Origin of the sequence: Chromohalobacter marismortui, assembly GCF_004364315.1 — a bacterium.
GTDB lineage: Bacteria > Pseudomonadota > Gammaproteobacteria > Pseudomonadales > Halomonadaceae > Chromohalobacter > Chromohalobacter marismortui.
In genome coordinates this window covers 227,767-253,611 of record NZ_SOBR01000002.1, presented here as the reverse complement: position 1 = coordinate 253,611, position 25,845 = coordinate 227,767, and the positions used below count along the sequence as shown (strand labels likewise).

Here is a 25,845-nt window from a genome sequence, read left to right as displayed (position 1 = left end):
TCCACTATTCGATGATATCGCCGCGCAGCAGATACTTGCAGACCGCCACGGTGCTCACGAAACCGAGCATGGCGATCAGTAGCGCCGCTTCGAAGTAGGTGCGATCTCCCAGCCAAATGCCGAACAGTACGATCAAGGCGATGGAGTTCACGTACATGGTGTCCAGTGCCAGGATGCGATCAGGCAGGCTGGGGCCGACCGCCAGGCGGTAGAGGTTGAGGACGATCGCGATCGTGAACAGCGTCACGCTGATCTTGAGAGCAATATCTAGCATTCGAAGATCTCCTTGAGCGGACGCTCGTAGCGCTCATGGATATGACGCTTCATGTCGTCGATATCACCGACATCCAGCACATGGATCAATAGTGTCTTGCCGTCCATGCGCAAATGTGCCGACACCGTGCCGGGCGTGAGAGTGATGGTACTGGCCAGCATGGTGATCGCGAAATTCTCCTGCAGCTCGAGCGGATACTCGACGAAGGCAGGGCGCGCCCGGCCGCGTGGATCAAGTATGACCTTGGACGCTTCCAGGTTGGCGATGACGATATCGATCAAGACCCGAAAGAAATAGCGCACCATGAGCCAAGGCCGTTTGATCCTGGGTTGCGCCTCCCAGAAGGGCTCGGTGATCAGCGGAATGACAATGGCCAGGAAGCCGCCGAGTAGCCAATGGCCCAGGGCGATGCTGTTCATCAGCAGCAGCCACACGATCAGCAACAAGACGGACAACAATGGCATCGGCAGCCATTTGCGAGGACGAATCATGCGTCACCTCCCGTGTCGCCCCGCGCGATGATCGCCTGCACATAGGCATCGCGGTCGAGCAATTGAGCGGCGGTCGCTTGGGTGAATGCGGTGATGGGGCCGGCAAAGGCGACGATGAGCGGAGCGCAACCGATCAGCATTAACGCGCCGGCAGCGCGCAAGGGGCCTAGTGTGGTACCGGTTTTCTCGCCCGAGGCCCGCCAGAAGATGGTCGACCCGGTTCGCGACAGAGCGATCAAGGCGGCCAGCCCGCTGGTCAGAAGGATGGGCCACAGCCAATACTGCTGCACCGTCGTCGCCGCCTGAAGAAGCAGTGCCTTGCCGAAGGCGCCGGATAAAGGTGGCAAACCGGCGATGGCGATCATCCCGGCGAAGAACATCAGCCCCAGCATGGTGGGCTGCGTCAACGTGCGAGACTGTACGATGCGTGCGCCGGCCTTGCCGCGTTGTTGCGCGATGGCATCCACCAGCAGGAATAAACCGCCACTCACCAGCGTCGTATGGATCAGGTAAAACAACAACGCACTCAGTGCGGCCTCGCTCCCCATACCGATGCCCGCCAAGAGGGTACCCACCGAGATCAGAATCAGGTACGCCACTTGGGTGCGCATGTCGCGCGCGGAGAGGACGCCCACGGCCGCAAGCGCGAGCGTGGCCAAGCCTAACCACCACACCCACGGTTGGGCGAGATTGGCCAAAGGACCGGCCTGTTCGCCGAAAATCAGCGTGTAGACACGAATGATCGAATAGATGCCGACCTTGGTCATGATCGCGAACAACGCCGCTACCGGCGCGGGTGCGGCGGCATAGGCGCGTGGCAGCCAGAAATACAGTGGCAGCATGGCCGCCTTGAGTCCAAACACGATCAGCAGCAGCAGGGCGCCCGCCTTGACGAGCCCGAGATCGACGGGACTCAGGCTCGGAATGGCCATCGATATATCGACCATGTTGAGGGTTCCCGTCGTCCCATAGATCACACCGAGCGCGATCAGAAACAGCATCGACCCGAGCAGATTGAGTGCCACGTAATGAAAGCCGGCATGTGTCCGTGCCTTGCCGCCGCCGTGCATCAGCAGTGCATAGGAGGCAATGAGCAATACTTCGAAGAAGACGAACAGGTTGAAGATATCGCCGGTCAGGAAGGCCCCGTTGATGCCCATCAATTGCAGCTGAAAGAGTCCGTGAAAATTGGAGCCTTGCTCGTCATCACCGGCGCAGGCGTATAGCAGACTACCCAATGCCAGTACCGACGTCAGCATCACCATCAATGCAGAGAGGCGGTCGAGCACCAGGATGATACCGAACGGCGGTTGCCAATCGCCCAGCGCGTAATAGCGGATGGTATCGTCGGTGCTTTCGGCGACCAGCAAGATGCCCACCACGACCAGTGCGATCGTCGAGAGGACGTTGGCTGTGCGGCGCAAGGTCAGCGCGCCGCCACGATGGATCAGCAATGCCACGCCGGTGAAGAGTGGCAGCAGAACCGGCAGAATGATCAAGTGCTGCATCAGGACTTGTCCTCTCGCGGCTCGTCGATGCGATTGCCGTTGACGTGATCGCTCCCCACGTCACCGCGCACGCGCATGGCAAGAATGACCGAAAAGGCGGTCATGGCGAAGCCGATGACGATGGCGGTGAGTACCAAGGCCTGCGGTAGCGGGTCGGTGTACTCGCCCGCATCGCCGCTGATGACGGCTGCCTTGCCGGTGGTCAGTCCGCCGGTGGAGAACAGGAACAGGTTGACGGCGTAGGACAACAACGTCAGACCCACGACCACGGGGAAGGTACGTCCGCGTAGCGCCAGATACAGTCCACTGGCGGCCAGGATGCCCGTGGTGGTCGCGAATAGCGCTTCCATCACGCTTTCTCCTTCTGCTTGGAGGGACGGTGAGGCGTGGTCACCTTGCCGAGGTTGGCAAGGATCATCAGCGTGGCACCGACCACGGTGAGGTAGACACCAAGATCGAAGAGCATGGCGGTGGCCAGCTCCACGTTACCGATCAACGGGATATGGAAATGACCGAAGGCTGACGTCAAGAACGGATGTCCGAAGGCCCAGCTGCCGATGCCGGTCAGTGCCGCAATGGTGACGCCGGAGACGGCGATCGGCTGATACTGGAACGACAAGCGTTGCTGCGCCCATTCCACCCCATGGGCGATATACATCAGGATCAATGCCACTGCCGTCACGAGTCCGGCAATAAAGCCCCCACCGGGCGCGTTATGGCCGCGCAGGAAGATGAAGACCGAGACCAGTAGCGCCATCGGCAGCAGGGTCTGTGAGACCGATGCCAGGATCGTCGGGTAGCGATCCGGCGACCAGGGCCGCCCTTCGCTGTCACTGGAGGGCATGAACAGGCGTAGGCGATTGAGCAGCTTGTAGATACCGATCCCGGCGATGCATAGCACCGTGATTTCGCCCAGGGTATCGAAGCCACGGAAGTCGACCAGAATCACGTTGACCACGTTGTGGCCGCCCCCTTGGGGAACGCTATTTTCGAGGAAGAAATCCGAAATCGAATTCAACGGACGCGTCAGTAGTGCGTAGTTGAGACTCGCCACCACCCCACCAAAGCCTGCGGACAACAGGACATCGCGCACGATGCGCGACGCACTCGACTCCTTGGGTGTCTTCTGTGGCAAGAAGAACAGTGCCAACATCAGCAGGATCACGGTAACGACCTCGACCGCCAGCTGGGTCAATGCCAGGTCGGGCGCCGAGAAACGCGCAAAGATCAGCGAGGCCATCAAACCGACCACCGAGAGCATGATCAGCGAAATCAGGCGACGGCGATGGAGAAAGGCCGTTGCCAGGCCGGCGAAGCAGGTGATCGCGGCGCCGACGATGACCAAGGGACTGGCCTCTTGAATGGCCAGCTCGCCTTTCAACGTTTCGATGCCGGTGAGGCTGATACCGGCGACTGCCAGGGCACTGATCACCACCCACAGCATGTAGCGTTGCAGCGAGCCGTTCTCGAGGGTGTCGATGCCCCACTGCGAGAAGCGTACCAGCCGCTGAACGGCCCCTTCGAAGATCGCCAGCGAGTCGCGCGCCGGGAACTGGCGATGGAAGGTGAAGAGATGCTGGCGCAACAAATACACTATCAGGCCCCCGGCCAGCGCGATCGCGCTCATCAGCAGGGGCAGGTTGAATCCATGCCAGATGCTGAGGTGGAGCTCGGGAGCGGTCGTCGTCAAGGCTGAATTGGCGGCGGCCGTCAACAGCGCTGTGGTGGTCAGCGCCGGGAAGATACCGACGACCACGCAGACGATGGCCAGTACCAGGACCGGTAGACGCATGGGAAACGGTGCTTCATGCGGTGTTTTCTTGAGCTCGCGCGGCTGGCCGTCGAAGAAGGTATTGCGCACGTAACGCAGCGAATATGAAACGGATAAAATGCTCCCCAGGGTGGCCAGGGCCGGAATCAACCAGGCCAAGCCGCCAAGGAGCTGCGTATTCAGCGTCTCGGCGAGCATCATCTCCTTGGATAAAAACCCGCTGAACAGCGGTAGACCGGCCATCGAGGCGGCGGTGGCGGCGGCCAGGGCAGTGGTCATTGGCATGTAGCGCCACAGGCCCTTGAGCTTGCGAATGTCGCGCGTGCCGCATTCATGATCGACGATGCCGGCGGTCATGAACAGTGCCGCCTTGAAAGTGGCATGGTTAAGAATATGAAAGATCCCGGCGACCACCGCCATCTGGCTGTTGAGCCCGAACAGCATGGTGATCAGCCCCAGGTGGCTGACCGTCGAGTACGCCAGAATCGTTTTGAGATCGAGCTTGGTCAGTGCGAAATAGGCACCATAAAGCATGGTCACAAGGCCGGTCAGGCTAACCAGATACAACCATGCCTGTGACCCGGCCAATGCCGGATGCAGACGGGCCAACAGGAAGACGCCGGCCTTGACCATGGTCGCCGAGTGCAGGAAGGCCGATACCGGCGTCGGTGCCGCCATGGCCTGGGGAAGCCAGAACTGGAATGGAAACTGGGCCGACTTGGTGAACGCGCCGAGAAGGATCAAGAGCAATGCCGGCAAATAGCGCGGATCCGCCAGGATGACATCGCGGCTATCGAGCACCGTCTGCATGTCGAAGGTGCCGACGATCTGGCCGATCAGGATGAGGCCGGCGAGCAATGCCAGCCCGCCCATCCCGGTAACGGCCAGCGCCATGCGAGCGCCCTTGCGTGCAGCTGATTGATGGCTCCAGAAGCCGATCAGCAAAAACGACGACAGGCTGGTCAATTCCCAGAACATCCATAGCAGGATGAGGTTGTCGGCCATCACGATGCCCAGCATCGAGGTCATGAAGAGCATCAGGTACGCATAGAAGCGCGGCATGTTGTCCGTTTCGGACAGGTAGTGGCGTGCATAGAGGATGATCAGCAGCCCGATCCCCAGGATCAGCAGCACGAACAACAGCGAGAGACCGTCGAGGCGAAAGGCGAGGTCCAGGCCCAGTGCCGGCACCCACGAAAGCGCCAGGCGCGGCACCTCGCCGGCGAGAATGCCGGGGGTTTCGCGTAATGTGACCAGCAGTGCGACGAGTGGCATCGCAGCGGTCAACAGCGCGCATTGATGGCGTCGCTGGTTTGAACTCAGCAATGGCAACAGACTGCCGAGCAGCGGCAACAGCACGATCAGTAGCAATGACATGCAACTTGCTCTTGTCGTTTAACGTTTGAGAGTACCCGAGCTCATCCGGGCGGAGACTCGGATACGAGTATGGACGGCAGCGGCGCGAACGTCAGTCGCAGACGGTGGGAGGATCCGTCAGATAAGGCCGTCTGATACCTCGTGGTGCCAGCATCCAAGCAGGGGTGCGGTCGGTTGCATCGCCGGCTGGCATGAGTGACAGACGATGGGCACCGTAATGGCAGGGCATGCGCAGCGGCAGGCAGCCGGGCAGGGAGTGTCCTGTCATGGTGTCTCTCCTCCTTCGGGACGCTTCGGCGCGAAGCTGTGCGTACAGCGGCTTGTATCGACTGATTATTTGCTACGTCGAGCGCCAAAACGAGATGGTCGATCGAATGTACCACGCACCTTCCTGGCCTCGCTATAGCATGGGCGGCGAAAGATGCAGCGGTGCATGCTTTATCTGGGCATGCCAACTCTGGTGGCAGCGTTGTCGGCTAGGTAGCATGGCCCCTGCGCGGCAGCTGTGCCTGTCGGCCTGATCCGCCCCGCGTCGCTCGGCGCTTGGCCCTCATCGTCGTCATTGACAAGGAACGACACATGAAACGACCCATTTTCGGCCTCGCATTGGGACTTTACTTGGCAGGATGCCAAGGTATGGCGACCAGCGATACCGCTGCTTCAACGGCTTCGGTCGACAGCTCATCGGCGCAGGCCTCAAGTGCCAGTACCCATGACACGCAGGGCGGCGAGCAGACGTACCGCGACTTCGCCGCCTGGGTCGCGGCGTTTCGCCAAGAGGCTGCGAACGCCGGCATCGACGAGGTCACGCTTGCGGCTGCCTTCGACCAGGTGAGTTTTCAGCCGCGCATCATCGAACTCGACCGTTCTCAACCGGAGTTCTCCAGGCCGGTGTGGGCATATCTGGACACGGCGGTCTCCGAGCAGCGCGTTCGCCAGGGGCGTGCCAAGCTCGACGCCCATCGTGATGCCGCCATCCGCGCGGAAAACCGCTATGCGGTGCCGGCTGAGATATTGACGGCAATCTGGGGCGTGGAAAGCAACTACGGCAGCTATTTTGGCCACTTTTCGACCATCAACGCGCTGGCCACGCTGGGGTTCGAGGGGCGGCGCCAGGACTTCGCCCGTCACGAGTTGCTCGCGGCCTTGAAAATTCTACAAAGCGGCGATATCGACCGCGACCACATGCGCGGTTCCTGGGCCGGCGCCATGGGACACACGCAGTTTCTGCCGTCGAGCTTCCTCGCCTATGCCGTTGACGCCGACGGTGACGGTCGCCGCGATATCTGGGGCAGCATCGACGATGTGATGGCCTCGACCGCGCATTACCTCGAGGAAGCCGGTTGGCAGGCCGGGCAACCCTGGGGCACGGAGGTCATCTTGCCCGATGATTTCGACTACTCGCAGACCGAACTGGCGGTACGTCATTCCAGTGCTGCCTGGCGAGCACAGGGCGTGACCGCCCGTGAAGGAACCTTGCCGACGTTCGACGCGGCCTCGGTGATTGCGCCAGCGGGCGCGCGCGGGCCGGCGTTTCTGGTGGGCCCCAATTTCCGTGCCATCATGCGCTACAACGCGTCGACCAGCTATGCCCTGGCGGTCGTGACGCTGGCCGAGCGCATCGCGGGCGGCGACGGCATTCAAGGCGACTGGCCGCGTGAGGTCGAGCCGCTGTCACGTACCCAGGTCAAGGACATGCAAGGTCGTCTCAACGCCTTGGGTTTTTCCACCGGCGGACCGCCGGATGGCATCGTGGGGCCCAATACCCGCAAGGGCCTGCGCGCCTTCCAGCGCAGCCAAGGCATGACGGCGGATGGCTTTCCCACGCCTGCACTGCTCGACAGCGTGCGCGAGGCATCCGCGCGGTAAGCGTATCGCTCAGGCGGTTGCGGGGAGGGAGGCCGCGGTCGCCTGCCGCGACGCATGGGGCGCTTGCGGCGCATCTCGTTGATCGTCGTCCAGCGTCGCGGAGAAACGCTCGATGGCGGCGACCACTTCATTGGCTCCCTGGCGAATGCGCTCAATCGTCTCGCCGGCGCCTTCCGCATGTCTGACCCCGCTTTCCACACCACTCAGGCAGTCACGCATTCCGGCATCGGCTCGTTGGGTCAACTCGCGCAGGGTGCCGGTCGTCGACACGATATCGCGAGTGGCGTGGGCCGTGCGGGTCGAGAGCTCGCGTACCTCGCGAGCGACCACCGCGAACCCTCGGCCATGCTCGCCTGCGCGTGCTGCTTCGATGGCGGCATTGAGTGCCAGCAGGTTGGTTTGCTCGGTGATCTGCTGGATGTTCTCGATGACCGCATTGATATCCTGCGAACGTTGCGTGAGTTCGTCGATGATGGTGGATGTCTGTCGAATCCGCGTCTCGATGTGGCGGATCTCTTCGATGGCCTCGCCAATGATACGCGCGCCGTCGGTGGCGCTGACGTCGGTGTCGGTGGAAATGCGATACGCCATGCGGGCGCTGTCTGATTCCGCCCGATGGCGTTCGACGCGTTGAGTGATGTCGGTGGCGAACTTGATGATTTTGTACAAGTTGCCGTGATTATCGAAAACCGGGTTGTACGTGGCTTCTAGCCACAGTGGCCGCCCCTGGCTATCGAGGCGCTTGAACTCGCCGGCAATGAATTCACCGGCGTTGAGGCGTGCCCAGAAGTCACGGTATGCCTGACTGTTGGCATACTCGGCTTCGCAGAAAAGCTGGTGATGGGCCCCGGCCACGTCCTCGAGACGATATCCCACGGTCGCCAGGAAGTTGGTGTTGGCGGTCAGGATATCGCCTGTAGGGGTGAATTCGATGACGGCGGTGGAGCGATCCAGAGCGTCGAGGCGGCTGCGCATGTCGTTTTCGGCTTGCACCTTGTCGGTGATGTCACTGGCGGTCTTGACCACGCGCTTGACCCGTCCAGATCGCCCGAGTATCGGCATGTACGATGCTTCGAGCCAGAGGGGCCGTCCCCCTTTGCCGAGGCGCTTGTAGCGCCCGGTCATGGACTCGCCATGCGCCAGGCGACGCCAGAAGTCGCGGTACGCGTCGCTTTGTGCGTGAGCCGGTTCGCACAACAGGCGGTGGTGTCGTCCTTGAAGCTCGTCTAGACGGTATCCCGTTACTTCCAGGAAGTTCGCATTGGCATCGAGCACCGTCCCGTCGGGATGAAAGTGGACGATGGCGGTGGCACGATCGAGTGCCTCGAGCGTGGCGGCGTGGCGGCGCTGCTGGCGGAAACGGACCATGGAATCTCCATGTCGGAGGTGGTGACAGATTCGCTATTGAATGTTTCTTTTCGTTGTCAGTGTGCTTCGGCTGTAGCCTGAAAGTGAGCAAATGTAACATGTACAATGATTGTACATTTAACTCCCTGTGTCCAGCTTTTGTATGGAAGAGCATCATCGATCCATCACACGGTGGTGATGGTAGCGGTGATCTCTCGGCACTTGAGGAGGGGGTATCGGGTGCCGTCGCAGCCCGCGAGAGGTCACCGAGAAGCCATGCAAGCCGACGGAAAGTGAGCCACGGAGGCGTTACGACATGGCGAAGAAGAAGGGCGAGAAGGGGATGTGCAGCAGGTCTAGAAAAGCCGCGCTAGCAGTGCGGTCACGGCGGTTTCGACGCGTAGTATGCGTTCACCGAGGTGCACGCCTTCGAAGCCGAGCGCCTCGAAGCGCTCGACTTCATAAGGCACGAAGCCGCCCTCGGGGCCGATCGCCAGTGTGACGGGTTCCTCCAGGCCGCGTGGGCAGGTCGTGGCCATGCCGGGATGCGCGATCAGGGCACGCCGGCCACTCAGGTGTGCTGGCAGGCGGTCTTCGATGAAGGGCTTGAAGCGTGGTTCGAAGGTCACGCATGGCAGATGCGTATCGCGTGCCTGCTCGAGCCCGAGGCGTAGATGGTGGCGAATCTTCTCGGGGGACAGTTCCGGCGACTGCCAATAGCTTTTTTCGACGCGGCGGGTATGCAGCAGGGTGAGCCGTTTTACCCCTAGTGCGGTGACGTGCTCGAGGGTGCGCGCCAGCATGCGCGGGCGCGGCAACGCCAGCAGCAAATGGACCGGCAGGGGCGCGGGAGGCTCGCGATCCAGGGTTACCGTGAAGATGGCGCCCGTGTCGTCCAGCGATTGCAGCCGCCCGCGTCCCAGCGCGCCGCCGACCAGGCCCACGCTCAACTCGTCGCCGGGTGTCGCATGGTGTACCTCGCGCAGGTGGCGCAGGCGCACGGGGTCGCGCAGATGCATGCGCTGGGCATCGAGACGGTCGTTATCGTCGAAGAGAATGAGGTTCATGAAGGCTCCGCGAATGACGCGCGTAGTCTACTATCACACCGCTGCCCTGTCGCGGGTGGCTTGCGCTGCTCGAATGTCGGTGCACAATGCAATGAAAGCCTCAGCAAGGACTGCGCCGTGCGCGTAATACGCAAATATGCCAATCGTCGTCTCTACGATACTCAGCAGAGTCATTATGTGACGCTGGAAGACTTGCGTCGTCTGGTACTCGACGAGGTCCCGTTTCGCGTCGAGGATGCCAAGAGCGGTGAGGATCTGACCCGGCCTATCCTGTTGTCGATCATCACTGAGCAGGAACAGCGTGACGATAACCAAGCTGACGTTTTTTCCAATGCCTTGCTCGAGCAGTTGATCCGTATTTACGCCATGGCGCAGCCTCTGCCACTGGCCCGTTATCTCGAACAGGGCACGCAGTTGATGCTCGAGCAGCAGCGCCGTATGCAGGATCAATGGCAGCAGGCGATGCGTCACTCGCCAGTGGAGACCATGCACGAATTGGCGGAGGAGAACCTGCGCTTTTGGCAGCGCATGATGCGCCAGAACCAAGCGCAGGATGATGATGCGCCGGAACGCTGACGCCTGGCTCTGTCGTGGCGCATGCTTTCTGCCATAATGGGTCGATCTTTTTTCGTCATAGTTTCATAAGGTCTTATCCAGATGAAGGTTTTGATCATCGGCGGCGGTGGCCGCGAGCACGCACTCGCCTGGAAGGCAGCCCAATCCCCACAGGTCGATGCTGTCTTCGTGGCGCCGGGGAACGCCGGCACGGCGCGCGAGTCGAAGCTCACCAACGTGGATATCGCCGCCACCGATTTGGTGGGTTTGGAGCTCTTTGCGCGTGACAACGGCATAGAGCTGACCATCGTCGGCCCCGAAGCGCCATTGGTCGAGGGGGTGGTCGATCGTTTCCAGGCGGCGGGATTGGCGGTCTTCGGTCCCACCCAGGCCGCCGCCCAGTTGGAGGGCTCCAAGGCCTTCGCCAAGGACTTTCTTGCTCGGCATGCGATTCCCACTGCGGCCTACGCTACCTTCAGCGACGTCGAGCCGGCGCTGGCCTATGTGCGCGAACAGGGGGCGCCGATCGTCGTCAAGGCCGATGGCCTTGCCGCCGGCAAAGGGGTGATCGTCGCCATGACGCTGGAAGAAGCCGACGCGGCGGTACGCGATATCCTGGCTGGCAATGCCTTCGGTGATGCCGGCGCGCGGGTGGTGATCGAAGAGTTTCTGGAAGGCGAGGAAGCCAGCTTCATCGTCATGGTGGATGGCGAGGATGTGTTGCCGATGGCCACCAGCCAGGACCACAAGCGTGCCGGCGATGGCGATACCGGCCCCAATACCGGCGGTATGGGGGCCTATTCGCCGGCACCCGTGGTGACGCCGGCAGTCGAGCAGCGCATCATGCGGGAGGTCATCCTGCCCACCGTGCACGGCATGGCGATCGAAGGGCGCCCCTATACCGGCTTCTTGTATGCAGGGCTGATGATCTCACCGCAAGGCGCGCCCAAGGTGATCGAGTACAACTGCCGCTTCGGTGATCCGGAAACCCAGCCGATTCTGCTGCGCTTGAAGTCAGACCTGGTAGGGCTGTGTCTGGCGGCGACTCGTGGTCAGCTTGCGGTCCAGCAATGCGAGTGGGACACCCGCGCGGCAGTGGGCGTGGTCATGGCGGCGGGCGGCTATCCCGACGCGTATCGCAAGGGGGACGTCATCGACGGCCTCGACGGGGCCGAGGCCGTGGGATGCAAGGTCTTCCACGCCGGGACCGCCCTGCGCGACGATGGTCGAGTCGTGACCAGCGGTGGCCGCGTGCTATGTGTAACGGCGCTGGGGGCACGTGTCACGGTGGCGCGCGAGCATGCCTATGAAGGCGTGGCAGCGATCGATTGGCCGGATGCGTTGTATCGCCGTGACATCGCTCATCTTGCCGTGGCGCGCGAGCGCGATGCCGGCGCATGAGACGTTCGACGCCTCGCCCTACCAAACGATAAGCGACGAGCAGGGTAACGCGACATGAAAGCTGTACGATCGAGCAGAGCCGACCGCGCGGCGAGCATGTGCCGGGTGATGAGAATTTCGCGAGCCGGAGAGATGCGTCATGTCGCGTGAATACCCGATCATTGCGGTGACCGGCTCCTCGGGTGCCGGTACCACGACCGTCAAGCGGACGTTCGAGCGCATGTTCGCGCGTGAAGACATTCATGCGGCGTTCGTCGACGGCGATGCTTTCCACCGCTACACGCGCGATGAGTTGGCACGCATCTTCGAGGAAGAGCCCAACCGCAAGTCCGAACTGTCACATTTCGCGGTGGAGGCCAACCTGCTCGATCGTCTCGAAGGCCTGTTCCAAGAGTACGGTGATCTGGGCATGGGCATGCACCGTCATTATATCCATGCCGAGGACAAGCAGCATATCGAGGCTGGGTACCAGGTCGGCACGTTCACCGAGTGGGAGCCGGTGCCCGGCGGCACCGACCTGCTGTTCTACGAAGGCTTGCATGGCGGTCTGGTCACGCACGAATACGATATTGCCAAGCATGTCGATCTGCTGGTCGGCGTGGCGCCGACGATGAATCTCGAGTGGATCCAGAAGATTCATCGCGATACCAATCTGCGCGGCCATTCTCAGGAGTCGGTGATCGATACCATCCTGAGTCGCATGCACGATTACGTGCGTTACATTCAGCCGCAGTTTTCGCGCAGTCATATCAACTTCCAGCGTGTGCCGACGGTGGATACGTCCAACCCCTTCGAGGTGCAGGACATTCCCACCGATGCCGAGTCCATGGTGGTGATCCGCTTCCGCGATCCGCATGTGGTGGATTTTCCGTATCTACTGACCATGATTCGCGACTCTTTCATGACGCGTCCGCATACGCTGGTAGTGCCGGGGGCACGCATGTCGTTGGCCATGGATCTGATCCTGGCACCGCTGGTGACGCAGTTGTTGGATCAGCGTCGCTTCCGCTAGACAGTCATTTCTACATCGACGCGAGGAGAAAGGCTCATGGATTGTCTGTTCTGCAAGATGGTGAAAGGCGATATCGAGCCGGATATCGCCTACGAGGATGATCACGTGTTGGCGTTTCACGACGTCAACCCTCAGGCACCCACGCATATTTTGATCATCCCCAAGAAGCACATCGCCACGCTCAACGATATCGAAGAGGGCGATCTGGCGTTGGTCGGGCGGTTACAGCATACCGCCGCACGCTTGGCGCGGGATCTCGGTTTTGCCGAGGACGGTTATCGCGTGGTGATGAATTGCAATGACCATGGCGGCCAGTCGGTCTATCATGTGCATATGCATTTGATGGGCGGTCGTCGCTTCACTTGGCCAGCGGGCTGACCGTAACGCGCCAGCGGCTTGCGCGTTTCTTCCCAGCGATGGACGCATCGATGCTGCCGGGTCGCTCCTCGAGCGGCCCGGTTTTACGATGCTCGTGCTTTTACACTCCGCTTCGTTGCATGGAGACTTCCACATGTCGCGTCAGCTTTCCCGCACCGACAACCTGATCCAGCAGTTCGATACCATCCTGCGTACGCTCGTGCCGCATGCCGCCAGTGCGTCGCGTGCCAATCCTGCGGTGGGGACGCAGGATGCCGAGATGACCGACGCCGAACGCCGTCATGCCGCAGGACTGATGCGCATCAATCATACCGGTGAGGTGTGCGCCCAGGCGCTCTATCAGGGACAGGGAGCCACCGCCAAGCTGCACGAGACGCGTGCTCAGATGGAGCAGGCGGCGTCCGAAGAGATCGACCACCTCGCGTGGTGCGATGAACGCTTGCGCGAGCTCGATGGTCGGACCAGCTATCTCAATCCTGCCTTCTATGCGGCCTCGTTTGGCATGGGCGCGCTGGCCGGCAAGTTGGGCGACAACATCAGCCTGGGGTTCGTGGCCGCCACCGAAGAGCAGGTCGGCCGGCATCTTGACGACCACATGCACAAGCTGCCGATGGGCGATCGCCGCTCGCGGGCGGTGCTCGAGCAGATGCGCACCGACGAGGCGCATCACGAACGCTGGGCGCTGGAGGCGGGCGGTGCGCGCTTTCCCATGCCGGTCAAACTGGGCATGCGCTTGATGTCCAGGGTGATGACTAAATCGGTTTATCAGTTATGAGCGCATTCTGGCGATAAGCCGGAAGCTGCAAGGAACATCAAGACAGCCCCCTGTCGGCTTTAACCGGCAGGGGGCTTTCGGTCTTCAACGGGCGCTGTGCCGCTCAGCCGCGAGGTGGTGGGTCAGTCGAGGTTGCGCGAGTAGAAGATTTCCAGCATTTCCTTGCGCAGTCGGTCTTCGATGTTGCGGGCCTCTTCGAAAGTGAGGTCGCGGCGTGTGCTGCCAAACAGGTAGTTATCGAGTTCGAAGTCTTTCAGCAACATCTTGGTATGAAACATGTTTTCCTGATAGACGTTGACGTCGACCATCTGGTAGGCGCGCTTGGTGTCCTCCGCCAGGTAATCCTGAATGGAGGTGATGTCGTGGTCGATGAACAGCTTGCGGCCGTCGACATCGCGGGTGAAGCCGCGCACGCGATAATCCGTGGTCACGATATCGGAATCGAAACTGTGGATGAGATAATTCAGTGCCTTGAGCGGGCTGATCATGCCGCAGGTCGACACGTCGATATCCAGGCGAAAGGTGCTGATGCCGTTGTCGGGGTGCGATTCTGGGTAGGTATGCACCGTGACGTGGCTCTTGTCGAGGTGCCCGACGACGGTTTCGGGTAGCGGCCCTGGCCCCGGTTCGATATGCTCCGGGTCGTGTTCGTCGAGCTCATGCTCAGCGATGAGGATGGTCACGCTGGCGCCGTGCGGCTCGTAATCCTGACGCGATATATTGAGCACGTGCGCGCCGATGATGTTGGTGACGTCCTTGAGGATCTGCGTCAGGCGTTCGGCATTGTAAAGCTCGTCGATGTAATCGATGTACGCCTTGCGCTGCTGTTCCGTCTTGGCGTAGCAGATGTCGTAGATGTTGAAGCTCAGCGAGCTGGTCAGGTTGTTGAACCCGTGGAGTCGGAGATTATCGGTCACGTCCGAGCCTCCCAATTGGCAGGTTGGTACTGAACCCGACGAACAGGCGCCGGAACTCGAGCAGAAGCGTATGCAGGAAGGCGCGTATTATGCACATCCACCGTGACCGGCGCACCTGTCGAGTGCAATTTCTTTCGCGCCACCATGCGGCTCATGTCGTCACGCACACGCCGCGTGGGCGTGTCACGCGTCGACGATCTCGTAGGAATGCGTCATCTCGACGCCGCCACGCGCGAGCATGATGGACGCGCTGCAATACTTGTCGGCGGAAAGCTCCACGGCGCGCTTGACCTGGGCTTCCTTGAGGCTGTGGCCGGTCACCGTGAAATGCACGTGAATCTTGGTAAACACCGCGGGTGTGCCTTCGGCACGCTCGGCCTCGACGCTGGCCACGCAGTCCGTTACCGGCGCCCGGGACTTGTCGAGGATCTGCATGACATCGAACGAGGTGCAGCCGCCGAGGCCCATGAGCATCATTTCCATGGGGCGGGGGCCGGTATTGCGACCGCCGTTTTCCGGGTTGCCGTCGATCACGACGCTGTGTCCACTGCCGGCCTCGGCGACGAATTGGCGACCGTCGGTCCATTTGATGCTGGCTTTCATGGGCTGGGATTCCTCATCTGTCTGCATGTGCCGTGCGCCTGAGGCGTGGCCTCGAAAGGATGCATGGTAACGGGGTTGGCATGTTTGTGTCGCCTTTCCGTAGGGGCGTCGGTTCAATGTGGGGATGTCAGGAGCCAATCTCAAATGCCGCGCAGGTGGGCGTCCAATGCGGCGAGGCGTTCGGGGGTGCCCACATCCACCCAGCCGCCGCGATGATGGGTGCCACTCACATGCCCCGCTGCGATGGCCTCGCGTAGCAGGGGCGCCAGCTTTGCCGGGACGTCGTCCGGCAATCCGGCGACCAGCGCGGGGGCGAGTATCGCCAGCCCCGCGTAGGTCAGCCGGGGCGTGCTGTCGAGCCGCACGCGTCCTGCATCGTCGAGGGCAAAGTCGCCCTCGGCGTGATGGTCGGGATTGTCGACCAGGATCAGGTGGGCGAGGTCGTCGCCAAGGCCGGGAAGCGTCGCCAGAGGGATATCGCACCAGACATCGCCATTGATGACGAGAAAGGGAGCCTCGCCCAGCAAGGGCAATGCGTGGCGCAGGCCGCCTGCCGTCTCGAGGGGCGTCGTTTCGTGGCTGAAGACGAGCGATACGCCGAAACGTTGGCCGTCGCCGAGTGCCTCGACGATCTGCTCGGCGCGGTAGCTGACGTTGATCACGATATCGGTGACGCCGGCCGCCGCCAGACGCTCCAGGTGATGCTCGATCAGTGGCTTGCCTGCGATCGGCAGCAGCGGTTTGGGGCAATGGTCGGTGAGGGGGCGCATCCGCGTCCCCAGTCCGGCGGCAAGTATCATGGCCTTCATGAAGCGCTCGCTTGCAAGGAGTGGGCGATGCCCCGGCGGTCGAGTTCACGACACAACGCGGGGATGAAGGCGGTATCTATCCAGGTGAGGAATTCGCCGTGCGCCGGCAGTGCCGCGAGCCCTTGCCGCAAATGCGCGAGGAAGTGCGGCAGGCGCTCCAGATAGCGGGGCTTGGCATCGCGCAGTGCCAATCGGCAGAAGATCCCCAGCACCTTGAGCGAGCGTTGCACGCCCATGGCTTCCGCTTGGCACACGAAAGTAGCGACATCGCTGTCGGCGGGAAGTCGGCCATCGGCTTGTGCCCGCTGGTGAAACGTGCCGATAAAGGCGTCCATGCACTCGCGCGACCACAGCCGATAGCGCCCCCGCAACAGCGAGACGAGATCGTAGCTGAGGGGGCCTTGTACCGCGTCCTGAAAGTCGATCAGCCATAGCGTGTCATCGCGCACCATCAGGTTCATGGCATCGAAGTCGCGATGGACAGCGACCTGGGGCTGGGTGATGGCGTTGTCGATGAGTGCCTCGCGCAGCATGGGCCATGCGGGCGGTGCGGGAATCTCGAGCAGGCGCGACAGGCACCAGTCTGGAAACAGGTCCAGTTCGCGCGCTAGTAGAGCGCGGTCGTAGGCGGGCAAGGTCGAGCTCGGCGCCAGGCGCTGCACGCGTTCGAGCAGTTGCAGGGCGCGCTCGAACCAGGCACTGGCCGCTGCCTCGGTCGTCAGATGGTGATGCATGACGTCGTCGCCGAGATCCTCGAGTTCGACGAAACCGGCCGCCAGGTCCATGGCATACAGCGTGGGCATGGGAAGTCCGGCCGCACGCCAGTCACGTGCAATAGCCACGAACGCCTGGTTGTTCTCGTGCTCGGGCGGCGCATCCATGAGCACCCGTGGGGTGCCATCGGGCAGGTGCAAGCGGTAATACTGGCGGAAGCTGGCATCGCCGGCGACTTGCTCCAGGCGGCAGTCGCCGAGGGGCAGGTCGTGTTGCTGGGCGATCCAGCGTTGAAGGGTCTCCGCGCGCTGGTTCATGCGGGCTCCTCGTGGGTTGCGTGTTGACGGGCCTGGTTCGCCGCAGCATGCTGGTCGACAACTCCCTGGCACGTCCATTGTCTTGTTGCGTATCGCTGACGATCGAGGCGTTGCGTAGTATCGTCGTGCCACGTTACTCATCTAACGCGCCCTTGCGAGGCAGACGCACGCGACAGGGGCTGTATAATACCGATTCCACTCGGCAAGGACACAGAGGACCATGGGCAAGCGACTCTTCTGGACTGCCCTCTCAGGCTTGATGGTAAGCGCTGCCCACGCGGCGCCTCCCGCGCCCCTGCCTGCGCAGCAGCTCGATTGGCAACCCTGGGGCGACCAAGCGCCGAATGGCGCACTTTGCAGTGGGCGCTACATTGAGCCGGGCTATCAGTTGTCCGCCGGTGACACTCCCCGGCAAGTTCGTAGTGTTTCCGCCACCGCTGCCTATGGCGATGGCGGGGCCACCATCCTGTCCGGCGAAGTGGTACTGCGGCGTGATGATACCCAGCTCGAAGCGCCGCGTGTACGTGTCAACGCGGCGCGTGATCGGGCGTTCGCCGAAGGCCCGACGGCGGTTCGTTATCCTGGCTTGCTAGTGCGGGGCGGCGACGCGAGCATGTCGCTGGAGAGTGACGCCGCACACGTCAACAGGGCGCACTATGTGATCCACGACCAGCGCGTGCGCGGCGATGCCGTCGAACTGCGGCGCTTGCCGGATGGCCGCTACCGTCTCGAAGAAGCCAGCTTCACCACCTGTGAGCCAGGCAACGGCTTGTGGCGCATGGTGGGTAGCGACGTGACGCTGAACCGTGCCGAAGGCTTTGGTACGGCGACCCATGCGCGCCTGGAGATGGGCGATGTGCCGGTCTTCTACTGGCCATGGTTACGCTTTCCCATCGATGATCGTCGCCAGAGTGGCTTTCTATGGCCGACGCTCGGTTTTTCGAGTGCTGGACTGGACTATACGCAGCCTTACTATCTCAACCTGGCCCCCAATTACGATGCCACCCTCTCGCCGCGCTGGATGAGTGAGCATGGCGCCATGTTGGGCGGTGAGTTCCGTTATCTATTCGGTAGCGACCAGGGCACCCTCGAGGGGGCGTACCTGGCCAGTGACCGCGGCGGGGCAAGCGACAATCCGAATGATCCCGACGATGCCTTCGAGGGTGAATCGCGTTGGTACATCGATTATCGACACGCGGGACGTTTTTCGCCGCGCCTGGATTACCAGCTGGCCTACGGGGCGGCGAGCGATGGCCGTTACTTCGATGATTTCGGGCGTAATTTTGCCGAGCAGGATACCGATCATTTGCTGCGTCTGGCACGCACGACTTACCGGGGCGATACCTGGCGGCTGGATGCCCGTGCTCAAGGTTATCAGAAACTCGACTACCCGCTCGCCGAGAATGACAAGCCGTTCTACCGTCTGCCCAGTCTGACCGCCGATGCGCGCTGGCGACAGGACAGTGGCTTCTATCAGGAGTGGAACTCCAACGTGACCTACTTCTGGCGGGACGTCGACGAGCAGGAAGTGCCTCTGCGCGAGGCGGCGACCGGCTCTCGCGTGCACTTGGCGCCGGCGCTGGGGTGGCGCACCAGCCCCAGCTGGGGCTTCTTCGAGCCACGCGCCCAGCTCTGGCAAACGAGCTATGAGCTCGACTACGGCAACCGGCAAACCGACCGCGATGAAAACCCGTCGCTGACGGCGCCGGTTCTGTCGGTGGACTCGGGGCTGATCTTCGAGCGCGAGACCACATTGTTTGGTAATGATTGGCGTCAGACACTGGAACCACGGCTCTATTATGCGTACGTGCCTGAGCGTGACCAGACCGGTTTTCCTGACTTCGACACCAGCGAACGGGCCGTGTCCTGGGGGCAGTTATGGTCACCTTACAGGTTCACCGGCGCCGATCGTCTGGGGGATGTCAACAAGCTATCCTATGGCGCGTCCACGCGCTTTCTGGAAGACGAGACGGGGCGCGAGCGGTTGTCTCTATCGGTGGGACAGAGCAGTTACTTTTCCAATCGCAACATCGATATGAACGGCAATCCCGACACCCTCCCGGATCGCGAGTTGAACTATCAGGACTGGTATGACGCCACACGCGACCGCTCGCCGGTCATTACTCAACTGGAATGGCAGATGAGCGAGCGCTGGCGAAGCCGGTATACCTGGTTCTACGATCCCGACCGCAGCATGACCGAGAAAGCCTCGGCGTATTTGCAATACCGGGATCCCGCCGGCCATGTGTTGAACCTGGGGTACACTTGGCAAGTCGAAGGATTCGAGCCGGCGGACGACGCCGAGGATCGCCTGGGCTACAACCGTGAGGACTATGATGTGTCCTTCGCGTATCAGGCGCTGCCGAGCCTGGACCTGATTGGCCGCTTCTTGTATGACAACACCAACGACCGTGCCCTGGAAGAGTTGGCGGGCGTGCAGTTCAATGACTGCTGTGCGGCGGTACAGCTCGTCTGGCGTAAATGGATCGAGGATAACGACACCGCCAATACCATCGCAGACGACTACACGAACCGTGGCGTCTTCTTGCGCTTCGTGTTCAAGGGGTTGGGCGGCATTGGCCAGGGCGCCGACAGCTACTTCGAGGAAGCGATCCCCGGTTATCAGGCGACGCGCTTCTAAACCCGCTTGCAAATTTTCACCGTCGGCAGTCGCGTCGGCGATAAGACAGTAACGTAGAGAGGACTTCATGCGCTTGAGATCGTTCGCCTTACTAGGCTTCATGCTACTGCTGGCGCTGGTGCCACTGGTGGCGTCAGCGCAGCCCCAGCCGCTGGACCGCATCGTCGCGGTCGTCAACAAGGACGCGATCATGCAGAGTCAGCTCGAGGATCGTGTCGCCCAGGTAAGAAAGCAGATGGCCAGTCGCGATATACCCGTGCCGTCTCGGGACGAGCTGCGCCGCCAGGTGCTCGATCGCATGGTCGTCGAGCAGATTCAGTTGCAGATGGCCGAACGCGCTAATGTGAGCGTCGACGACACACAGCTCAATGCCGCCGTGCGCAAGATCGCCGAGAACAATGGCATGTCGCTGGATGAATTCGCCGACTCGCTCGAGAAAAACGGTATGTCGTTGGCCACGGTACGCGAGCAAGTACGTCGTGAAATGTTGCTGCGTCAAGTGCAGCAGAGCCAGGTCGCTAGCCGTGTCAACGTCACCGACAGCGAAGTGGACCGCTATCTCGATCAGCAAGGCAGCACCTCCGATACGGCCTATCATCTAGGGCACTTGCTGGTGTCGTTGCCGCAATCGCCTTCCCCCGAGCAGGTCGAACAGGCTCGCGCCAAAGCGCGAGAGTTGTACCGTCAGTTGCAGAATGGCGCCGATTTTCAGCAACTCGCCAGAGCCGAATCCGACGGTGAGCAGGCGAGTGCCGGCGGTGATCTGGGCTGGCGCCGTGGCGACCGGTTGCCGACGATCTTTGCCGATGTGGTACCGCAGCTTGCCGATGGCGAGGTCAGTGAGCCGGTGCGTAGCGCCAGTGGCTTCCACTTGGTCAAGCGCATCGACACGCGCGGTGGCCAGAGTGAGCAGAAGATAGTCGTCACCGAGAACCGCGTACGCCATATCCTGATCGGCACCAATCCAAACCGTAACGACGAGCAGGCCCAGGCGCTGGCCCAGGACATTCGTCAGCGGATCGCGGAGGGCGCAAGCTTCGCCGCGATGGCTCAGCAGTACAGCGATGACGATGGTACGGCGCTCGACGGCGGTGAACTTGGCTGGGTGCGCCCCGGGCAGATGGTGCCGGCCTTCGAAGATGCCGTGAACCGGATGACGGTCGGAGAGTTGTCGCAGCCGGTCCGCTCACGCTTCGGTTATCATGTGATCAAGCTCGAGGACCGCCGCAAGAAAGATGTGACGCGTGAAGCGCAGCGCGAGCAGATTCGCCAGACGCTGTTCCAGCGCAAGGTCAACAATGAAATGGAAGCCTGGTTGCAGGAGATTCGCGCCGACGCCTATATCGATATCCGGCTGGAGGATGGCCAGCAGTGATGGGGATCACCCCGTTACTGGTCGTGACCACAGGGGAGCCGGCGGGGATCGGACCGGACTTGACGCTGGCCTTGGCCGCGTCCTGGGGCCCGCTCGAGGCACGTGTCGTGGCGGTCGGCGACCCTGAGTTACTGGCTGCGCGCGCCGCGCGTCTGTCGCTTGCGGTACGCATCGTGCCGCTGGCCGATGGTGAGGCCGTGCCGGCGTGTCGCGATGGTGTCTTGCCGGTGTGGTCAGTGCCACTGCGAGCACCCACCGAGGCCGGTCGGCTCGACCCCGGCAACGCCGCCTACGTGCTGGAAACGCTCGATGTCGCCATCGTGGCGTGTCGCCAAGGGCGCGCCGATGCCATGGTGACGGCGCCCCTGCACAAAGGGGCCATCATCGAGGGCGGCTATCCCGACTTTACCGGCCATACCGAGTATTTGCGCGATGCCTGCGGTGTCGACGAGGTGGTCATGCTGCTGGCCACCGAACGCACCGACCCGGCATTGCGCGTGGCGTTGGCCACGACGCACCTCCCCTTGCGGGCCGTGGCCGATGCCATCGATGCCGGTGGTTTGCGGCGCGTGATTACCATCCTGGCGGCGGACTTGCAGCGTCATTTCGGTATCGCGCGACCACGTATCCTGGTCTGTGGTCTCAATCCGCATGCCGGGGAGGACGGCCATCTGGGCGTTGAAGAGCGTGATATCATCGCGCCGACACTCGCGGCAATGCGCGACGAGGGGGTGGATCTCGTCGGCCCCCTGCCTGCCGATACCCTGTTCACGCCGCGTCACCTGGCCGACGCCGATGCCGTGTTGGCCATGTACCACGATCAGGGCCTGCCAGTGCTGAAATACGCCGGCTTTGGCGAAGCCGTCAACGTGACGTTGGGGCTGCCCTTGATTCGCACCTCGGTCGATCATGGCACGGCGCTCGAGTTGGCCGCGAGTGGTCAGGCAGACGCCGGTAGTCTGCGGGTGGCGCTGAATGTCGCTGCCAGAATGGCTCGCGATGGTGCGCCTCGCGCCTGAATGCTCGATTTTCCCAAGGAATACGCAACGCTCATGTCCAATCGCCCACCGGTCCACCAGGCCCGTAAACGTTTCGGCCAGAATTTTTTGCGCGATGCTGGCGTGATTGATCGAATCGTGCGTGCCATCGCGCCGCAATCCGGTCAGCGCCTGATCGAAATCGGCCCCGGGCAAGGCGCCTTGACCGAGCCATTGCTGGACGCCGCCGGTGCGCTGGAAGTCATCGAACTCGATCGCGACCTGATTCCCGGGCTGCGTGTACAGTTCTTCAATTACCCGGCGTTCGTCATTCACGAGGGGGACGCGCTGAAGTTCGACTTCGCTGCGCTCGCCGCGCAAGGAGACACGCCAGGCAAGAAATTGCGCGTCATCGGTAATCTGCCCTACAACATTTCCACCCCGCTGATCTTTCATCTGTTGACGGCGCGCGGCGCCATCGCCGACATGCATTTCATGCTGCAAAGGGAAGTCGTCGAGCGTTTGGCGGCGACGCCGGGCAGTTCGGCATGGGGACGCCTGTCGGCCATGGCGCAGTATTATTGTCGGGTGGACAATCTGTTCGTGGTCCCGCCGGAAGCCTTCACGCCGCGTCCCAAGGTGGAGTCGGCGATCGTGCGTCTGGTGCCGCATGTCGCGCCACCCCATGTCGCGCATGACGAAGCGCTGTTCGCCGAGATCGTGCGCGAGGCCTTTGGCCAGCGCCGCAAGACACTGCGCAACAACTTCAAGGGGCGTCTCGACGACGCGGCCTGGAACGCACTGGAGATCGACGCGGGGCGTCGCCCGCAGACCCTGAGCGTCGCAGAGCTGGTGCGTATTGCCAACCATGTCGCGGGGGCGACACACCATGAGTGAAGTGGCGTCCGATGTAGAGGTCGAGGTCGAGCCCGTCTACCAGGCAGGTGAGTCCGCTCCCGCCGAGCAGCGTTATGTATTCAGTTATACGATTACCGTGCATAACCGCTCGATGCGCTCGATCCAGCTGCTGGCACGTCATTGGCAGATCACGCAGAGCAGCGGTCAGGTGCAGGAGGTGCGCGGCAAGGGGGTCGTGGGGCAGCAGCCATTGATTGGCCCCGGTCAGCGTTTTCGCTACACCAGCCGCGCAGTGCTCGATGGTCCGGTGGGCGTCATGGAAGGGAGTTACACCTGCCTGGACACGACCGAGCAGCGTGCCTTCGAGGTTCCCATCGCGGCCTTCCGTCTTGCGGGGCCTAATCAGATACACTGAGTAGGGCGGGGAGAAGATATGTCGACATATGCCATCGGCGACTTGCAAGGCTGCCATGCGGAGTTCGCGGCGTTGCTCGAGCGGATCGCCTTCGATCCACGCCATGATCGCCTGTGGTTAGTGGGCGATCTGGTCAATCGCGGCCCCGGGTCGCTCGATTGTCTGCGTGCGGTGAAGGCGCTGGGCGACAGCACTCGGGTCGTGCTGGGCAATCACGACTTGCACTTACTGGCGGTGGCCTGGGCCGATGCGCCGCTCAAACGTTCCGATACCCTGCAACCGATCCTCGACGCCGATGACCGCGACGCGTTGCTCGATTGGCTGCGTCGCCAGCCGCTGCTGGTGCAGGATGCTGCGCTAGATGCCGTCATGGTGCATGCCGGATTGCCGCCGCATTGGTCCGTGGCCCAGGCGGCCGAGCATGCCGCCGAGGCTGAGGCGGTGCTGCGTGGCGATGCGGTGGGTGACTTCCTGGCGGCGATGTATGGCAACTCGCCGGCGCGCTGGTCGGAGAACCTTGAGGGGATCGAGCGCCTCCGGGTGATCGTCAATACCTTCACACGCATGCGCTTCATCGCCGCCGACGGTACGCTCGACTTCGCCGCCAAGGAAGGGTTGGATAGCGGACCAGAGGGCTTCGCCCCCTGGTTCACCTATCCACGTCAGGATGACCCGCGCATTGTCTTCGGCCACTGGGCGGCGCTTCAAGGTGAGACCCCCGACGCCCGCGTGCGTGCCCTGGCGCTGGACACCGGTTGCGTCTGGGGGAGCGAGCTGACCGCGATCGATCTGGAAAGCGGCGAACGCTACGTCGAACCGGCTCATTCGCGGCACTGAGCCATTCCGTCAAGGAGAGATTCCATGCCCCTCGAGACAAGCTTTACCCATCTCGCCCCGGCCACCCTGGCTCAATGGCTCGAGAGCGACCGTGAGCTGACGCTGGTCGATATCCGCGATCCTTTGAGTTACTCACAGGGTCATATCCCCGGCAGCTATCATCTCGACAACGCCAGTGTGGCGGAACTGTTCGAGCGAGCGCCGCGTGAGTGCCCCATGGTGGTCGTCTGCTATCACGGTCATTCCAGCCAGCAGGCGGCTACCTGGCTGGCGGCCCAGGGCTTCAGCGATGTCTATAGCCTCGACGGCGGCTTCACTGACTGGGCCGCGCGTCATCCCGAGCGGGTCGAGAACTGAGCCCATGGACGAGCCGCGCGATGTGCTCGAGGGTTTTGCCGTCTACCGGGTCGGCGGGGCGGTGCGCGATGCGCGTCTTGGCTGGCCGGTCACCGATGAAGACTGGGTGGTGGTTGGTGCCACGCCGGAAGAGCTCACTGCGCGAGGTTTCATCCCGGTAGGGCGTGACTTCCCGGTCTTTCTGCACCCGGTGACCCACGCGGAATATGCCCTGGCGCGTACCGAGCGCAAGCAGGGCCACGGCTATACCGGGTTCGTGGTTCACGCCAGCCCCGAGGTAACCCTTGAAGAAGACCTGGCGCGCCGTGACCTGACCATCAACGCCATGGCGGAAGACCCCGAGGGGCATCTGGTCGATCCTTTCCAGGGTGCGGAGGATCTCGATGCCCGCGTGCTGCGCCATGTCTCCGAAGCGTTCGTCGAAGACCCGTTGCGTGTGCTGCGCACGGCGCGCTTTTGGGCGCGCTACCGGGATCTGGGCTTCGTCATCGCCGCTGACACGAAGCGCCTGATGCGTCGGCTATGCGATAGCGGCGAAATCGGCCACCTCGTCGCCGAGCGTGTCTGGCAGGAGACCGTCAAGGCGCTGGCGGAGCCGCGTCCCATCGCTTACTTCCAGGCACTGCAAGCGTGCGGGGCCCTGGCCGTATGGATGCCTGAACTGGATGCCGACGCTGCGCTCGACCTTGGCGAACAAGCCATGGCGACACTGCCTGTCAGCGACGATCCTGCGATGTGGCGTTGGGCGCGGTTACTCGAAGCGCTGGCCGACGAGTCGCGCGAGGCCTTGTGCGAGCGCCTGCGCGTGCCCAATGCGTGGCGCGAGCTGGCCCGTCAGGTGGCGCGGACTCGGGCGTTGCGGCAGAAGTACGACAATGCCGGGTTGACGGGAGCCGACGTGATGGCCTGGTTCGATGCCATCGATGCGTGGCGGCGGTCCGAACGCATCGCGCCGCTGCAGCGTTACCTGGCCTTGGCAGCGCCGGCGCTGAGTACATGCGTCGATGAAGCCTGGCAGGCCGCCAGCGCGATCCAGCCACGGGCGTTGCTCGAGGAGGGCTATCGCGGCAAGGCATTAGGCGAAGCGCTGGCGCAACGTCGCCTGGACAGCATCGAGAATGCGCTCAGGCGGTAAGCCTTGGCCGAGAGGTGTGCGACGCCAAGCGAGAAGCCGCGATATGCCAGCAGCAGGGGCCATTC

26 protein-coding genes are annotated in these 25,845 nt (G+C 62.3%); 14 read left to right on the top strand and 12 right to left on the bottom strand.

What is annotated here, in order from left to right:
- Positions 1-4: 4 nt before the first annotated feature.
- From C8E00_RS04370 to C8E00_RS16595, 6 genes are all read right to left on the bottom strand, one after another.
- A complete protein-coding gene (locus C8E00_RS04370; RefSeq protein WP_133695020.1) occupies positions 5-274 on the bottom strand; it encodes a K+/H+ antiporter subunit F in 270 nt (89 codons plus the stop codon).
- Positions 268-765, bottom strand: a complete 498-nt coding sequence (locus tag C8E00_RS04365; protein ID WP_133695017.1) for a Na+/H+ antiporter subunit E — start codon at positions 763-765, stop codon at positions 268-270. Before C8E00_RS04365 ends, C8E00_RS04370 begins: the two co-directional genes overlap by 7 nt.
- Positions 762-2,276: a monovalent cation/H+ antiporter subunit D gene (locus C8E00_RS04360; protein ID WP_133695015.1), complete on the bottom strand. Its 1,515-nt coding sequence runs from the start codon at positions 2,274-2,276 to the stop codon at positions 762-764. Before C8E00_RS04360 ends, C8E00_RS04365 begins: the two co-directional genes overlap by 4 nt.
- Positions 2,273-2,623, bottom strand: coding sequence for a Na+/H+ antiporter subunit C (locus tag C8E00_RS04355; protein WP_133695012.1), 351 nt, complete (start codon positions 2,621-2,623; stop codon positions 2,273-2,275). The genes C8E00_RS04360 and C8E00_RS04355 overlap by 4 nt, the downstream gene beginning before the upstream one ends.
- Positions 2,623-5,421 carry a monovalent cation/H+ antiporter subunit A gene (locus C8E00_RS04350; RefSeq protein WP_133695010.1) on the bottom strand — a complete coding sequence of 933 codons (2,799 nt, stop codon included), beginning with the start codon at positions 5,419-5,421 and terminating at the stop codon, positions 2,623-2,625. Before C8E00_RS04350 ends, C8E00_RS04355 begins: the two co-directional genes overlap by 1 nt.
- A gap of 91 nt (positions 5,422-5,512) precedes the next feature.
- On the bottom strand, positions 5,513-5,689 hold the full coding sequence (locus C8E00_RS16595; protein WP_166638249.1) for a hypothetical protein: 177 nt from the start codon (positions 5,687-5,689) through the stop codon (positions 5,513-5,515).
- 311 nt (positions 5,690-6,000) lie between these two features.
- Between C8E00_RS16595 and C8E00_RS04345 the strand changes: the two genes are divergently transcribed.
- Positions 6,001-7,290 (top strand): lytic murein transglycosylase, encoded by a 1,290-nt coding sequence (locus C8E00_RS04345; RefSeq protein WP_133695008.1) that lies wholly within the window; start codon positions 6,001-6,003, stop codon positions 7,288-7,290.
- Between the two features lie 9 nt (positions 7,291-7,299).
- Here the strand turns inward: C8E00_RS04345 and C8E00_RS04340 are convergent, their stop codons facing one another.
- Entirely contained in the window at positions 7,300-8,658 is a 1,359-nt protein-coding gene (locus C8E00_RS04340; RefSeq protein ID WP_133695006.1) for a methyl-accepting chemotaxis protein, read from the bottom strand.
- 335 nt (positions 8,659-8,993) lie between these two features.
- Positions 8,994-9,704 (bottom strand): 16S rRNA (uracil(1498)-N(3))-methyltransferase, encoded by a 711-nt coding sequence (locus C8E00_RS04335; RefSeq protein WP_133695004.1) that lies wholly within the window; start codon positions 9,702-9,704, stop codon positions 8,994-8,996.
- Positions 9,705-9,821: 117 nt separating this feature from the next.
- On the opposite strand from C8E00_RS04335, the gene phaR reads away from it, so the two are divergent.
- From phaR to coq7, 5 genes are all read left to right on the top strand, one after another.
- Positions 9,822-10,280, top strand: coding sequence for a polyhydroxyalkanoate synthesis repressor PhaR (gene phaR, locus C8E00_RS04330; RefSeq protein ID WP_133695001.1), 459 nt, complete (start codon positions 9,822-9,824; stop codon positions 10,278-10,280).
- 81 nt (positions 10,281-10,361) lie between these two features.
- A complete protein-coding gene (purD, locus tag C8E00_RS04325) occupies positions 10,362-11,660 on the top strand; it encodes a phosphoribosylamine--glycine ligase (RefSeq protein WP_133694999.1) in 1,299 nt (432 codons plus the stop codon).
- Between the two features lie 139 nt (positions 11,661-11,799).
- On the top strand, positions 11,800-12,672 hold the full coding sequence (locus C8E00_RS04320) for a phosphoribulokinase (RefSeq protein ID WP_133694997.1): 873 nt from the start codon (positions 11,800-11,802) through the stop codon (positions 12,670-12,672).
- Between the two features lie 36 nt (positions 12,673-12,708).
- Complete coding sequence (locus tag C8E00_RS04315) at positions 12,709-13,050, top strand: histidine triad nucleotide-binding protein (RefSeq protein ID WP_133694995.1); 342 nt, start codon at positions 12,709-12,711, stop codon at positions 13,048-13,050.
- A gap of 133 nt (positions 13,051-13,183) precedes the next feature.
- Positions 13,184-13,825, top strand: a complete 642-nt coding sequence (coq7, locus tag C8E00_RS04310; protein WP_133694992.1) for a 2-polyprenyl-3-methyl-6-methoxy-1,4-benzoquinone monooxygenase — start codon at positions 13,184-13,186, stop codon at positions 13,823-13,825.
- Between the two features lie 122 nt (positions 13,826-13,947).
- Here the strand turns inward: coq7 and speD are convergent, their stop codons facing one another.
- The 4 genes from speD to C8E00_RS04290 form a co-directional block, all read right to left on the bottom strand.
- Positions 13,948-14,742, bottom strand: coding sequence for an adenosylmethionine decarboxylase (gene speD, locus C8E00_RS04305; protein WP_133694990.1), 795 nt, complete (start codon positions 14,740-14,742; stop codon positions 13,948-13,950).
- 183 nt (positions 14,743-14,925) lie between these two features.
- Positions 14,926-15,345 carry an OsmC family protein gene (locus tag C8E00_RS04300; RefSeq protein WP_133694988.1) on the bottom strand — a complete coding sequence of 140 codons (420 nt, stop codon included), beginning with the start codon at positions 15,343-15,345 and terminating at the stop codon, positions 14,926-14,928.
- A gap of 140 nt (positions 15,346-15,485) precedes the next feature.
- Positions 15,486-16,154, bottom strand: coding sequence for an N-acetylmuramate alpha-1-phosphate uridylyltransferase MurU (murU, locus tag C8E00_RS04295; RefSeq protein ID WP_133694985.1), 669 nt, complete (start codon positions 16,152-16,154; stop codon positions 15,486-15,488).
- The gene (locus C8E00_RS04290) at positions 16,151-17,185 is read right to left on the bottom strand and encodes an aminoglycoside phosphotransferase family protein (protein ID WP_133694983.1); all 1,035 of its coding nucleotides are present in this window, start codon (positions 17,183-17,185) and stop codon (positions 16,151-16,153) included. Before C8E00_RS04290 ends, murU begins: the two co-directional genes overlap by 4 nt.
- Positions 17,186-17,405: 220 nt before the next feature.
- Between C8E00_RS04290 and C8E00_RS04285 the strand changes: the two genes are divergently transcribed.
- The 8 genes from C8E00_RS04285 (at position 17,406) to C8E00_RS04250 (ending at position 25,780) form a co-directional block, all read left to right on the top strand.
- Positions 17,406-19,826: an LPS-assembly protein LptD gene (locus C8E00_RS04285; RefSeq protein ID WP_133694980.1), complete on the top strand. Its 2,421-nt coding sequence runs from the start codon at positions 17,406-17,408 to the stop codon at positions 19,824-19,826.
- Between the two features lie 67 nt (positions 19,827-19,893).
- The gene (locus C8E00_RS04280) at positions 19,894-21,201 is read left to right on the top strand and encodes a peptidylprolyl isomerase (protein WP_133694978.1); all 1,308 of its coding nucleotides are present in this window, start codon (positions 19,894-19,896) and stop codon (positions 21,199-21,201) included.
- Positions 21,201-22,220 carry a 4-hydroxythreonine-4-phosphate dehydrogenase PdxA gene (pdxA, locus tag C8E00_RS04275; RefSeq protein ID WP_133695924.1) on the top strand — a complete coding sequence of 340 codons (1,020 nt, stop codon included), beginning with the start codon at positions 21,201-21,203 and terminating at the stop codon, positions 22,218-22,220. Before C8E00_RS04280 ends, pdxA begins: the two co-directional genes overlap by 1 nt.
- Positions 22,221-22,253: 33 nt before the next feature.
- Positions 22,254-23,075 (top strand): 16S rRNA (adenine(1518)-N(6)/adenine(1519)-N(6))-dimethyltransferase RsmA, encoded by an 822-nt coding sequence (rsmA, locus tag C8E00_RS04270; RefSeq protein ID WP_166638248.1) that lies wholly within the window; start codon positions 22,254-22,256, stop codon positions 23,073-23,075.
- Positions 23,068-23,451, top strand: coding sequence for a Co2+/Mg2+ efflux protein ApaG (gene apaG / locus C8E00_RS04265; RefSeq protein WP_133694972.1), 384 nt, complete (start codon positions 23,068-23,070; stop codon positions 23,449-23,451). Before rsmA ends, apaG begins: the two co-directional genes overlap by 8 nt.
- Positions 23,452-23,469: 18 nt before the next feature.
- On the top strand, positions 23,470-24,288 hold the full coding sequence (locus C8E00_RS04260; RefSeq protein ID WP_133694970.1) for a symmetrical bis(5'-nucleosyl)-tetraphosphatase: 819 nt from the start codon (positions 23,470-23,472) through the stop codon (positions 24,286-24,288).
- A 24-nt stretch (positions 24,289-24,312) separates the two neighbouring features.
- Entirely contained in the window at positions 24,313-24,645 is a 333-nt protein-coding gene (glpE, locus tag C8E00_RS04255; RefSeq protein WP_133694968.1) for a thiosulfate sulfurtransferase GlpE, read from the top strand.
- Positions 24,646-24,649: 4 nt separating this feature from the next.
- The gene (locus C8E00_RS04250; protein ID WP_133694965.1) at positions 24,650-25,780 is read left to right on the top strand and encodes a tRNA nucleotidyltransferase/poly(A) polymerase-related protein; all 1,131 of its coding nucleotides are present in this window, start codon (positions 24,650-24,652) and stop codon (positions 25,778-25,780) included.
- Positions 25,781-25,845: the final 65 nt, after the last annotated feature.